The following is a 12,043-nucleotide window of genomic DNA, read 5'->3' on the forward strand; positions in this document are numbered from 1 at the left end:
CCGGGTGAGTCCCGGAACACACCCGGAATAACCTCCGATAGTTGTTGGTTGCAACCATCACGACTTATAGTTGCATCAATCAACCAATCGGGTGCGCCACCGCGCGCGCCTATTCGCCGCCCGCCCGTCTCCTCGTCGCGGGCAGCTCTCTTTCTCGGAGGTTCGCCATATGAGTGCACCCGCGTCCGCGATGGCGCCGGCCGAAGACGTGCCGATGACGCATCGTCAGAAGATCGAGGCCCTCATCGGCCTCCTGCTCGGCATGTTCGTCGCGTTCCTGTCGTCGACCGTGGTGTCCAACGCCCTGCCGACGATCATCACCGACCTGCATGGCACCCAGGACCAGTACACCTGGGTCATCACCGCGACCCTACTCGCGTCCACCGCGACCACGCCCATCTGGGGCAAGTTCGCCGACCTGGTCAGCAAGAAACTCCTGGTGCAGGGCGCGCTGTTCCTGTTCACCCTGGGTTCGGTCCTCGCCGGGCTCTCCACCTCGGTCGACATGCTGATCGGCTTCCGCGTCATCCAGGGTCTGGGCCTCGGCGGCCTGCAGGCGCTGGTCGTGATCGTCGTCGCGACGATGTTCAGCCCGCGCGAACGCGGCCGCTACCAGGGCCCGATGGCCGCGGTGATGTCCGTCGCGACCGTCGCCGGTCCGCTCATCGGCGGCGTCATCGTCGACACCAGTTGGCTCGGCTGGCGCTGGACGTTCTACGTCTGCGTCCCGCTCGCCGTCATCGCCCTTCTCGTCATCCAGCGCACGCTGAACGTCCCGGTGGTCCGCAAGAAGGTCAGCATCGACTACCTCGGTGCCGCCCTCATCGCCTCGGGCGTCAGCACCCTGCTCATCTGGGTGACGCTGGCCGGTAAGAACTTCGACTGGGCCTCGCTGACCTCGTACGGTCTCGTCGCACTCGGTGTCGTGCTCCTCGCCCTGGCGATCTTCGTCGAGTCGAAGGTCTCCAGCCCGATCATCCCGCTGCACATCTTCCGCGACCGCACCACCACCCTGGCCACCCTCGCCAGCGTCGGCGTCGGCGTCGCGCTGTTCGGCGGTGCGGTCTTCCTCGGCCAGTACTTCCAGATCGCACGTGGCTACTCCCCCACCGCGGCCGGCCTGCTGACGCTGCCGATGGTCATCGGTTCGATGCTGTCGGCGACCGTGTCGGGCAACCTGATCACCCGGTACGGGCGGTGGAAGCGATTCCTCGTGGCCGGTGCCGCGATGATGACGATCGGCTTCGGACTGCTCGCGACCATCGACGCACACACGGACATGGTCGTGGTCGGCGTGTTCCTCTTCATCCTGGGCTGCGGCATGGGCATGACGATGCAGAACCTCGTGCTGGCGGTACAGAACAACGTCAGCCCGGACAACCTCGGTGCGGCGACCTCGACGGTCACCTTCTTCCGCTCACTCGGCGGCGCCGCGGGTGTGTCGGTGCTCGGCGCGGTCCTGTCCAACCACGTCACCGACCTCATCGCGAAGGGGCTCGGCGCGCTGGGCATCGGCGCCGGTGCGTCGAGCGGCGGCAGTGCCGGGCTGGCGAACCTGAACGAACTGCCCGCCCCGATCGCGGCCATCGTGCGCGGCGCGTACGGCGACGGCACCGCCCGGGTGTTCCTGGTCGCGGCGGTCATGGCGGCCCTGAGCTTCATCGCCATCGCGTTCATCAAGGAGGTTGCGCTGAAGACGATGAGCAGCGACGAGGAGCGCCGCGCGCAGGAGGCGGCGGTCGCCGACGTCGCCGTGCCCGCAGCCGTGGCACCGGCGGCGGTCGGTCCCGTCGCGGACGACGCCATCGCCGGCGAGACGCGGACGGGCGACGCCACCCGCGCCCGATGAACACCATCGCCGTCGGGGTCGATCTGAGTCCCGAATCCGAGGCGGCCGCTCACTGGGCGGCCGCTTCGGCCCGCGACAGGGACCGCCTGCTACTGATCCACGGATTCGCGGCAGCCGTTGCGCTGCAACCACTCAGCGAGTTCGAACTCGACTTCGACGTCACCGCCACGCGGCAGGCAGCGGCCGCCCACCTGACCGCGCTGGCCGGCCGTCTCGGCACCCGGCGTCCGGGCCTGCGCATCGAGACCGTCGTCGAACACGACTTCGCGATACCCCTGCTCACCAGGCTGTCGGGTCAGGTCGATCTGATGGTCCTCGGCCATCATCGACCCGGCCTCATCGAACGCCTCACCACCGGGAGCATCAGCTCCGCGCTCTCGGCCCGGTCGCGATGCCCGGTCGTGACGGTTCCGTACGGCAACCTCGCGACGGGCGGTCCGGTCGTCGCGGCCATCGATGCCGACGCCCCGTCCGACCTCGCGCTGTCGACCGCCTTCGAGTACGCCGATGCCACCGGCAACCCCGTGGCGATCGTGTGCGCGATCCCCGACGACGCCCCGCCCGCTCGGATCGAAGCGCTGTACGCGCGAGCCGACGCGCTGCTCGACCCCTGGCGCCGACGCTTCCCCGACCGCGACACGACGCTGCAGTTGGTGAACGGCAACCCGTCGAGGGCCGTCGGCGAGGCGGTTCCGCAGGCGTCCCTGCTCGTCGTCACCCGGCCACGCGCGGGAAGCACCTTCGCGACCTGGGCGGGGTCGGTGGCGCGCGCCGCCCAGCACCACACGCGATGCCCGATCGCGATCGTCGATCACAGCCGGTCCGGTCACCTCGACCGCGGGTCGACGAGCTAGTGGTGTGTCTCGGAAATAGGTGGCCGGTATCCGGTGGAGCGATCGGTGTTCTGGCAAGGCGGAGGAGGGAGGGATAGCGGAGCTATCTCGACCGACGACAACGCAGCCAGGCGCCGATCGAGCGCCGGAGACCAGTCGCTTATTTCCGAGACACACCACTAGTGCGATGCCTACTCCACGTTGACCAGATAGAAGACCGACGACCCACCGCCCGCGGCCTGCGGGGACGCGCCGATCTGGACCCAGTAGGTCGAACCCTCCTTGGTCGCCGACAGCACGACGACCGATTGTCCACCCTCGGTCGAACGGTGCGATTCGACGTAGCCGGCCTCGGTGAGCGTCTCGGTCGCGGCCTCGAGCTGATAGCCCGCGTTGGCCGGGCCCTGCACCGCGACCTCCCAGCCGTCGGAGCGACTGCCGCTCGCCGAGAGCACGTGACCGTCGATGAGCGGGACCTGCGCGGCCGGGAAATCCGACGGCAACGGCACCCCGTCGGGGCCGGCCTGCTCCTCGTCCGCACAACCCACGACGAGGCCGAACACCAGCAGGACAGCGGCGATGCTGACGGCGGTACGCCGGAGCCAGTCGAACCGGAACATACGGGCAACGGTAAAGTAGCCACCGCGGGTGCTCGCCCGTGACACCCCGCCGGGAGAAAGACGGAGTGCCCTTTTGATCTCTGTGTTGGCTGCGTTGGCAGTGTGCGCACTCGTCGCGCCCGCAGTCATCCATTGGATGGGTACCCGCGGTTTCTACGTTCTCGCACTGGCGCCCCTCGGCGCGCTGATCTGGGTCGTGCTCAACTGGCCGCCGGCCGATGCGGCTGCCGCCCGCGTCGAGACGGTCAGCTGGGTCCCATCACTCCAGATGGACATCGCCACCCGCTTCGACACCCTGACCGCGATCCTGTCGGTGCTGATCCTCGGGGTCGGTGCGCTCGTCCTCTGCTACTGCGCCCACTACTTCGACGACGCCCGTCCCCGCGTCGCCGTGTTCGGCGGCGAGATGGTCGCGTTCGCCGCGGCCATGTTCGGCCTCGTCATCTCCGACAACATGCTGGTGCTGTACGTGTTCTGGGAGCTCACGACCGTGCTCTCGTTCATGCTGGTCGGCTTCTACGGGGTGCGCGCGACGGCTCGGCGGTCCGCCACCCAGGCGCTGTTGGTCACCACGTTCGGCGGTCTGGCCATGCTCGTCGGCATCATCATGCTGGGCGAGCGGTCGGGCACCTACCTGCTGTCGGAGATCGTCTCGGCACCGCCGACCGGTGTGTACGTCGACATCGCAGTGGTCCTGCTGCTGATCGGCGCGCTCACCAAATCGGCCATCGTCCCGTTCCACTTCTGGCTGCCCGGCGCCATGGCCGCACCGACCCCGGTCAGCGCGTACCTGCACGCGGCCGCGATGGTCAAGGCCGGCATCTACCTCATCGCACGTCTCGCCCCCGCCTTCTCGGTGACGATCAGTTGGCAGATCGCCGTGGTGGGGCTCGGCCTGGTGACGATGGTGCTCGGCGGATGGCGCTCGCTGCGCGAGCTCGACCTCAAACTCATCCTCGCGTTCGGCACGGTGTCCCAGCTCGGCTTCATGGCCGTGCTGGTCGGCATCGGCGACGCGAACGTCGCCATGGCGGGCATCGCGATGCTCGTCGCGCACGCGCTGTTCAAAGCGTCGCTGTTCATGGTCGTCGGCATCATCGACCACTCCACCGGCACCCGCGATGTCCGCAAACTCGCCCGGCTCGGCCATCGTCTCCCGGGGCTGGCGATCACCGCCGCGGTCGCCGGGGCGAGCATGGCCGGCATCCCCGTCACCCTCGGATTCGTCGGCAAGGAAACAGCTTTCGCCTCGGTGTGGGAGACCGGGGCGTTCGTCTCGTGGCAGGCCCACGCCGTCGACATAATCCTGCTGGTCGGCTCGATCATCACCTGTGCCTACACGCTCCGCTTCCTGTGGGGCGCGTTCGGCCGCAAGGTGCGCAGCACCCCGAGTCCGGCGGTCGCCAAGATGCACCCGCCGAAGTGGCCCTTCTACTTCTCGCCCGTGGCGCTCGCCGCGGCCGGTGTGGCGGCCGGCGTGTTCAGCCCGCAGCTAGGCGCTCTCTTCGAGCCGTACGCCGAGACCCTCGACGGGTACGGGCACGAACTCGAGCATCTCGCGCTGTGGCACGGGTTCGGCCTTCCCGTCGTGTTCTCGATCATCGTCATCGTCGGCGGCGCCCTGCTGTTCCTCGGTATCCGCCGGGTCCGCGACCGCGTCTTCGGCTTCCGCCCGCTGGTGAACGCCGACCGCATCTACGACGCGACGCTGCGCGGAGCCGACACCCTGTCGCTGCTGCTGACGCGCAACACCCAGCGCGGTTCGCTCCCGGTCACCCAGGGGGTCATCCTGTGCACCGCGATCCTGCTGCCGACCATCGTGCTGTTCGCCGGCGCTCGCGACCGACTGGAGATCGACTACGACGCCAAGCCGGTCCAGCTGGTGATCGGCGGGTGCATCGTCGCCGCGTCGTTGGCCGCCGTGCTGCTGCGCAACCGCCTCGCCGCGACGCTCGTCGTCGGGATCACCGGCTACGGCTGCGCGATGCTGTTCGCGCTGTACGGCGCCCCCGACCTCGCGCTCACCCAGTTCCTCGTCGAGACGCTCACCCTGGTCATCTTCGTGCTGGTACTGCGCAAGCTGCCCGCCGAACCGGAGAAGCGGCACGCCACCGGGTTCAAGCCGCTGCGCGCCCTCATCGGACTCGCCTTCGGCGCGATGCTGGTCCTGATCGGGTTGTTCGCGGCGTCCGCCCGCTCGACCGAACCGCTGCACGTCGACCTGCCCGAGGCCGCCTACAAGTACGGCCACGGCGCCAACGCGGTCAACGTCCTGCTCGTCGACATCCGCGCCTGGGACACCCTCGGCGAGGTGTCGGTGCTCATCGCGGCCGCCACCGGCGTCGCGTCGATGGTCTTCCGCAACCGCCGCTTCGGGGCGGCGCCGCGGGTGGCCGACGCCGCCCGGCTGCAGGCCGGCGACAACGGGGACGACGACGATCACGTCCCACCGGACCGCACCACGTGGCTCCTCGGTTCCGGACTGCGCGACCCGCGCCACCGGTCGATGGTTCTCGAGGCCACGACGCGATTGCTGTTCCCGACGATGGTCGTGCTGTCGATCTACTTCTTCTACGCCGGCCACAATGCGCCGGGCGGTGGCTTCGCCGGCGGCCTGACGATGGGTCTCGCGCTCGTCCTCCGCTACCTGGCGGGCGGACGCTACGAACTCGGTGAGGCGCTGCCGATCGAGCCCGGCCGCATCCTGGGCGCCGGCCTGGCCGTCTCGGCGACCACGGCGATCGTCTCGATGTTCCTCGGCGCCCCCGCACTCTCGTCGGCGGTCTTCGAGGTCACCGTCCCGGTCCTCGGCGACATCAAGTTCGTGACCGCCCTGTTCTTCGACCTCGGCATCTACCTGATCGTTGTCGGGCTCGTCCTGGACGTGCTGCGAAGTCTCGGCGCGCGTCTCGATGTGGAGACCACGATCGCCCGCACCGCGGCGCGCATCGAGAACTCGCGTGGCGACACCGCGGCGGACGACGCCGCGAGCACCACCGGCGAGCAGGTGAGCCGATGACCACCAATCTCTCGCTGATGCTGGTCATCGGCGCGATGGCGGCGTGCGGCGTGTACCTGCTGATGGAACGCAGTCTGGTCCGGATGCTGTTCGGGCTCCTGCTCGTCGGCAATGCGCTCAACCTGATGATCATCGTCGTGTCGGGCGGCATGGGGAACCCGCCGATCATGGGCCGGTCGTCGGAGAACCGGGCGTCCGACGCCGATCCCCTCGCGCAGGGCATGGTCCTGACCGCGATCGTGATCATGATGGGCGTCGCCGCGTTCGTCCTGGCGCTGGTCTACCGGCTGTTCGTGATCAATCGGGACGACGACGACGTCGAGGACGACGAGGAGGACGTCAAGATCTTGAGCGGATCGCTGGGGACGGCACCCGACCGCGATCGCAGCGACGATCCACTGACCCTCTCCGACACCCCGACCGGCGATCACTTCGACGACAAGGGCAATCCGCTCACCGCGGAGGAGGCCGCCGCCCGGCACGCCGCGCTCTACGAGACCGACATCATGCCGACGGACTCCGACGTCGTCGACGAGATCGGCGGCGCGGAGGAGGAGCCCGACCCCGAGACCTCGGCGCAGACCGCCGCCCGCGAGGACGGGCCGGACGTGTACGGGCCGGGCGAACTCGGTCCCGACGAGGTAGGTCCCAAGTCGGCCGTCGCACCTCCCGACGGGTCCGGCGAGGACGACGCCGACCCCGACGTCATCGACCAGCGCGAGATGCCGGACCGCGACGTGGTCGGGCCGGACAAGAAGAAGCACGGCGACGAGAACGGGGGTGACCGATGACCCCGCAGGAGTCGTGGATCCCCGTCCTGATCACGCTGCCGACGCTGGTGCCGCTGGGCGCTGCCGCCGTCTCGCTGCTGCTCGGCCGCAGCCCCAAGATCCAGCGGGCGGTGTCGATCGTCGCCATCACCGTCGCGTTCGTCGCGTCGTGCCTGATGCTGTACCTGACCGACCGCCACGGGACCTTCGCGGTCGCGATCGGCGGCTGGGGAGACAAGGGCTACCCGAACGGACCGCTCGGGATCACGCTGGTCGTCGACCAGCTCGCGGCCCTGATGCTCGTCGTCTCGACGATCGTGCTGCTGTGCGTCGTCGTGTACGCGATCGGGCAGGGTATCCGTGACGGCACGGCCCAGCAGCCGACGTCGATCTTCCTGCCGACCTACCTCATCCTGACCGCGGGTGTCTGCAACGCGTTCCTCGCCGGCGACCTGTTCAACCTGTACGTCTCGTTCGAGATCCTGCTGACCGCGAGTTACGTGCTGCTGACCCTCGGGGCGAGCGCCGAACGTGTCCGAGCGGGCGCGTCGTACGTGATGGTGTCGATGGTGTCGTCGCTGATCTTCCTCGCGGGCATCGCGTTCGCGTACGCGACGACCGGCACCCTCAACCTCGCCGAGATGGCCGTGCGCCTCGACGACGTCCCCGACGGGACCCGCAACGCGCTGTTCGCGGTGCTACTCGTGGCGTTCGGCATCAAGGCCGCGGTGTTCCCGCTGTCGACGTGGCTACCCGACTCCTACCCCACCGCGCCGGCACCCGTCACGGCGGTGTTCGCCGGCCTGCTCACCAAGGTCGGTGTGTACGCGATCGTGCGCGCCCACTCGCTGCTGTTCCCCGGCGGCACGATGGACGCGGTGCTGCTGGTCGCCGGCCTGTTGACGATGCTCGTGGGCATCTTCGGCGCGATCGCCCAGGCCGACATCAAGCGACTGCTGTCGTTCACCCTCGTCAGCCACATCGGCTACATGATCTTCGGCATCGCGCTGTCGTCGGACCTCGGGATGTCGGCGGCGATCTACTACGTCGCCCACCACATCCTCGTGCAGACGACGCTGTTCCTGGTCGTCGGCCTGATCGAACGTCAAGCCGGTTCGGCCTCGCTCCGCCGCCTGGGCGGGCTCATCGCCAGCCCCCTGCTGGCCGTCCTGTTCCTGGTACCCGCGCTGAATCTCGGCGGCATCCCACCGTTCTCCGGTTTCATCGGCAAGGTCGCCCTCCTCGAGGCGGGCACCCAGGACGGGTCCGTGCTGGCCTGGATCCTCGTCGCCGGGTCGGTGGTCACCAGCCTGCTCACCCTCTACGTCATGGCCCGCATCTGGACCAAGGGATTCTGGCGACCGCGCGCCGACGCCCCCGAGGGCGATCTCGCCGACAAGGGCCCGTCCGCGTTGATCGACGAGAGCGCCGACGACGCCGCGTTCTCCGACCGTGAGGACGTCGGTCGGATGCCCGTGATGATGGTGCTGCCGACGATGGCGATGGTGGCCGCCGGACTCGTGCTCACCCTCTGGGCCGGGCCCATCTTCGACTTCACCGACCATGCGGCGACCGACGTCGTCGACCGCGCCGTCTACGTCGACGCCGTGCTGGGAGTGGGTGGTACCCGATGAGCGCGCAGGATCGAGCCGACGACCGCGCCCGCGGAGCATCCGCGGCGCCCAAGCGGCGGCCGCCGGTCGTCTCGACCAAGGGACCGGTCCTGTCCCTGGTCATCAACGTCTGGCGCGTGTCGCTGCTGTTCGTCTTCTGGCACTTCGTCGGCGCGCTGGTGTGGTTGCGCACGCACACCCGTGTGCCCAGGTGGCTGGGCAGCGACGGCCGCGAGGTCGCGGTCCGGTTGTGGACCATCGCGTGGCTGACGTTCGTCTGGGTCCTGCTGTGGGGCACGCTGTCCTGGGCCAATGTGATCGCAGGGATCGTGCTGGCGATGCTCGTGCTGACCGTGCTGCCGTTGCCGCGGGTCCCGGTCGAGGGCCGTATCCATCCCCTGTCGGTACTGCAGCTCGTCGGCCGTCTGATCGTCGACTTCTTCGTGTCGAGTGTGCAGATCGGCTGGATGGCCATCCGTCCCGGCCGGCCACCGCTGGGCGCCGTGGTACGGGTGCGCGTCGCGATCAAGTCCGACATGGTGCTGACCCTGGCCGTCGACTACCTCAACCTGGTGCCGGGCACCATGGTCCTGGAGATCGACCATCGACGCCGGATGCTCTACGTGCACGTCTTCGACGTCCGTTCGGAGAAGAAGGTGCGGGCCTTCTACGATCAGGTCGCCTATGTCGAGCGGATGTTCATCAAGGCGTTCGAGCGGGACAGCGAATGGCATCCGAGTCCGTTCCACGGCATCGACGAGGACTTCCACCACGTCCGCACGGTGGACCGGTCGGTGGACAACGCCCGGTCGATCGACGACACCGAACCGGAACGTCGACAGGGCGAGCCCGAGCGGGAACGAGGTGACTTATGAGCTACGTCTGGACGATCGCCGCCGCCATGCTGCTCGTCGCCGCGGTGCTGACGATGATCCGCATCCTGCGCGGCCCGACCACGCTCGACCGACTCGTCGCACTCGACGTGCTCATCGCGCTGTGCATGTGCGGCCTGGGGACCTGGGCGGCGTTCAGCCGTGATTCGACGGTGGTCCCGGCGATCGTGGCCCTGGCCCTCCTCAGCTTCGTCGGGTCGGTGTCGATCGCGCGGTTCCGAGTCCGGGACGACCAGACATGATCATCGACATCATCAGCGCGACGCTGCTGCTCCTCGGATGCCTGATGGCGGTCACCGCCGCCATCGGACTCGTCCGGTTCCCGGACACCCTGAGCCGGATGCACGCGGCCACCAAACCGCAGACCTTCGGCCTGCTCCTCATCCTGCTCGGCGCCGTGCTCCGGCTCGGCGACAACGTCGACAGCGGGATGCTGATTCTCGCCGGGCTCTTCGCCCTGATCACCGCGCCCGTCGTGGCGCATCGGATCGGCCGGCTCGCATACCAGGAGCAACGGGCCCGCGACGGGCTCATGGATCAGCGGGACATGGAGTCACCGGACCGGGACTGACTGCGGACCGATCGTCCGACGCCCCTCGCCGAGCGACAGCAGCGTCGCGCCCGATGGGGGCACCGGCGGTGTTGATGAGCAGGCAGCCCTCGCGAGCCGGAGACGTGTCATCGGTCGGCGCCGATCGCAGCCCGTTCAGGTAGTTCTCGGCGGCATCGGCCGCGACGATGCCGGCGGTCAGTGGACGCAGCCGCGGGCGGACTACCTCGTCGAGATAACTGTGTACGGCCGCGTCGAAGAGACCTCGCTTCGATCCGAAGGTCGGAACGCTATTCTCCGACGGGCCCGTCGACAACGAGGAGTACGAAATGGTCATCGCAGGTCTGGTGCTCGCCGCGATCGCTGCGCTCGTCCACGTCTTCATCTTCTATCTGGAGTCCATCGCATGGACGAGCGCGCGCGCACGCGCGACGTTCGGCACCGGAACGGTGGAACAGGCGAGCGCACAAAAGGAACTGGCGTTCAACCAGGGGTTCTACAACCTGTTCCTCGCGATCGCCGTGTTCGTCGGGATCGCCTTTGTCATCGGCGGATCCATCGCGATCGGCGCAACACTCGTCATCACCGGCACGGCCTCGATGGCGGCCGCGGCACTTGTGCTGGCGCTGTCGAGCCCCGACAAGATCGCGGCCGCACTGAAGCAGGGTGTGGTTCCCGCTCTCGGAATCGTCGTGCTCGCCATTGGTCTGGCCCGCTGAGCCCGGGCCCTGCCTCCCGGATCTCGCGCCGACCGAGATCAGGGAGCGTCCAGCTCGGCGACCACCGACGCGACCACCTCGCGTAGCGAACCGGTGCGACGATGCACGTCACGCTGCCGCTGATAGCTCGCGCCCTGGGCGATGATGCGCTCGACGCCGGCCAGCTCGTCGACGCAATCGAGTTCGCGCGCAATCGGTTCGAGACGTTCGAGCAGAGCGGTGAGGTCCTCGGTCACGAGTTTCTCGGTGCAGTCGGAGTCGAGGATGACGATGGCGTCGAGTCCGTAGCGGGCTGCCCGCCATTTGTTCTCCTGGACGAGCCAGGGCGCCATCGTCGGCAGCTTCTCGCCCGCCGAGAACCGCCGGTCCAGGTCGACGACCAGGCAGTGGATGAGTGCCACGATCGCCGACAGCTCGCCGAGGTTGGTCATGCCGTCGCACACGCGGACCTCGATGGTCCCCAGATGCGGGGAAGGCCGGATGTCCCAGCGGATCTCGTTGAGATGGTCGATGATCCCGGTCGTCTTCTGGTCTGCGACGAAAGCCTCGAACTGCTCCCAGGTCTCGAACTGGAACGGCAGCCCGGCGGTCGGGAGTTGCTGGAACATCATGGCGCGATTGCTCGCGTATCCGGTGTCCTGACCGGCCCACATCGGCGACGACGAGGACAGTGCGAGCAGGTGCGGATAGTAGTTCAGGAGCGCGTCGAGAACGGGTAACACCTTGTCGCGGTGGCTGATCCCGACGTGGACGTGCACGCCCCAGATCAGCATCTGCCGCCCCCACCACTGGGTGCGCTCGATCAGCTCCGCGTATCGGTGACCCTCGGTGAGCAGTTGGGTCGAGTACTCCGCGAACGGATGCGTACCGGCGCCGTACAGATCGACGCCGAGGTCCTCGGTCAGCCCCCGCACCACGCCGAGCGTGCCCGTGAGGTCGGCGATCGCCTCGCCCGCGGTCCGGCAGATGCCGGTCACCAACTCGACGGTGTTGCGCAGCAGCTCCTTGTGGATTCTGCCCGCGAAGTCGGGATGGTGTTCGCCGACGGCGGCGAAGAGCGCCGCCGCCGAGTTCGACAGATCGCCGGTTCCCTTGTCGGTCAGGGCGAACTCCCATTCGACCCCGAGGGTGGGGGTCGGTGACCCGTCGAACTCGATCGGTGTCATGTGCTCAGGTG

At 68.4% G+C, this 12,043-nt stretch carries 11 protein-coding genes; 9 read left to right on the top strand and 2 right to left on the bottom strand.

The genetic code is table 11. The features are described 5' to 3' along the window. Positions 1-169 precede the first annotated feature (169 nt). Positions 170-1,849 carry an MDR family MFS transporter gene (locus KB201_RS10025; protein ID WP_068970677.1) on the top strand — a complete coding sequence of 560 codons (1,680 nt, stop codon included), beginning with the start codon at positions 170-172 and terminating at the stop codon, positions 1,847-1,849. Next, on the top strand, positions 1,846-2,703 hold the full coding sequence (locus tag KB201_RS10030) for a universal stress protein (protein ID WP_211539128.1): 858 nt from the start codon (positions 1,846-1,848) through the stop codon (positions 2,701-2,703). The genes KB201_RS10025 and KB201_RS10030 overlap by 4 nt, the downstream gene beginning before the upstream one ends. Before the next feature lie 170 nt (positions 2,704-2,873). Here the strand turns inward: KB201_RS10030 and KB201_RS10035 are convergent, their stop codons facing one another. Continuing rightward, complete coding sequence (locus KB201_RS10035; protein WP_078111729.1) at positions 2,874-3,302, bottom strand: hypothetical protein; 429 nt, start codon at positions 3,300-3,302, stop codon at positions 2,874-2,876. A 73-nt stretch (positions 3,303-3,375) separates the two neighbouring features. Between KB201_RS10035 and KB201_RS10040 the strand changes: the two genes are divergently transcribed. The 7 genes from KB201_RS10040 to KB201_RS10070 all read left to right on the top strand — a co-directional run bounded on the left by KB201_RS10040 (position 3,376) and on the right by KB201_RS10070 (position 10,866). After that, on the top strand, positions 3,376-6,321 hold the full coding sequence (locus KB201_RS10040; protein WP_058251346.1) for a Na+/H+ antiporter subunit A: 2,946 nt from the start codon (positions 3,376-3,378) through the stop codon (positions 6,319-6,321). Further along, on the top strand, positions 6,318-7,112 hold the full coding sequence (locus tag KB201_RS10045; protein ID WP_065630107.1) for a Na(+)/H(+) antiporter subunit C: 795 nt from the start codon (positions 6,318-6,320) through the stop codon (positions 7,110-7,112). Before KB201_RS10040 ends, KB201_RS10045 begins: the two co-directional genes overlap by 4 nt. Continuing rightward, positions 7,109-8,725: a Na+/H+ antiporter subunit D gene (locus KB201_RS10050; protein ID WP_058251348.1), complete on the top strand. Its 1,617-nt coding sequence runs from the start codon at positions 7,109-7,111 to the stop codon at positions 8,723-8,725. The genes KB201_RS10045 and KB201_RS10050 overlap by 4 nt, the downstream gene beginning before the upstream one ends. Beyond that, positions 8,722-9,579 carry a Na+/H+ antiporter subunit E gene (locus KB201_RS10055; protein WP_078111730.1) on the top strand — a complete coding sequence of 286 codons (858 nt, stop codon included), beginning with the start codon at positions 8,722-8,724 and terminating at the stop codon, positions 9,577-9,579. Before KB201_RS10050 ends, KB201_RS10055 begins: the two co-directional genes overlap by 4 nt. Then, positions 9,576-9,839, top strand: coding sequence for a monovalent cation/H+ antiporter complex subunit F (locus KB201_RS10060; RefSeq protein ID WP_058251350.1), 264 nt, complete (start codon positions 9,576-9,578; stop codon positions 9,837-9,839). The genes KB201_RS10055 and KB201_RS10060 overlap by 4 nt, the downstream gene beginning before the upstream one ends. Then, complete coding sequence (mnhG, locus tag KB201_RS10065; RefSeq protein ID WP_058251351.1) at positions 9,836-10,168, top strand: monovalent cation/H(+) antiporter subunit G; 333 nt, start codon at positions 9,836-9,838, stop codon at positions 10,166-10,168. Before KB201_RS10060 ends, mnhG begins: the two co-directional genes overlap by 4 nt. A 308-nt stretch (positions 10,169-10,476) precedes the next feature. After that, entirely contained in the window at positions 10,477-10,866 is a 390-nt protein-coding gene (locus tag KB201_RS10070; RefSeq protein WP_078111731.1) for a DUF1304 domain-containing protein, read from the top strand. 38 nt (positions 10,867-10,904) lie between these two features. Here the strand turns inward: KB201_RS10070 and KB201_RS10075 are convergent, their stop codons facing one another. Then, on the bottom strand, positions 10,905-12,032 hold the full coding sequence (locus KB201_RS10075) for a glutamate--cysteine ligase (protein ID WP_058251353.1): 1,128 nt from the start codon (positions 12,030-12,032) through the stop codon (positions 10,905-10,907). Positions 12,033-12,043 lie beyond the last annotated feature (11 nt).

The sequence above is a fragment of the Gordonia sp. SCSIO 19800 genome (genome assembly GCF_018132775.1).
GTDB classification, from domain to species: domain Bacteria; phylum Actinomycetota; class Actinomycetes; order Mycobacteriales; family Mycobacteriaceae; genus Gordonia; species Gordonia hongkongensis.

Coding starts and splice junctions, on each gene's coding strand:
- KB201_RS10025 (WP_068970677.1), top strand. CDS start 170: ATGAGTGCACCCGCGTCCGCGATGGCGCCGGCCGAAGACGTGCCGATG.
- KB201_RS10030 (WP_211539128.1), top strand. CDS start 1,846: ATGAACACCATCGCCGTCGGGGTCGATCTGAGTCCCGAATCCGAGGCG.
- KB201_RS10035 (WP_078111729.1), bottom strand. CDS start 3,302: ATGTTCCGGTTCGACTGGCTCCGGCGTACCGCCGTCAGCATCGCCGCT.
- KB201_RS10045 (WP_065630107.1), top strand. CDS start 6,318: ATGACCACCAATCTCTCGCTGATGCTGGTCATCGGCGCGATGGCGGCG.
- KB201_RS10050 (WP_058251348.1), top strand. CDS start 7,109: ATGACCCCGCAGGAGTCGTGGATCCCCGTCCTGATCACGCTGCCGACG.
- KB201_RS10055 (WP_078111730.1), top strand. CDS start 8,722: ATGAGCGCGCAGGATCGAGCCGACGACCGCGCCCGCGGAGCATCCGCG.
- KB201_RS10060 (WP_058251350.1), top strand. CDS start 9,576: ATGAGCTACGTCTGGACGATCGCCGCCGCCATGCTGCTCGTCGCCGCG.
- mnhG (WP_058251351.1), top strand. CDS start 9,836: ATGATCATCGACATCATCAGCGCGACGCTGCTGCTCCTCGGATGCCTG.
- KB201_RS10070 (WP_078111731.1), top strand. CDS start 10,477: ATGGTCATCGCAGGTCTGGTGCTCGCCGCGATCGCTGCGCTCGTCCAC.
- KB201_RS10075 (WP_058251353.1), bottom strand. CDS start 12,032: ATGACACCGATCGAGTTCGACGGGTCACCGACCCCCACCCTCGGGGTC.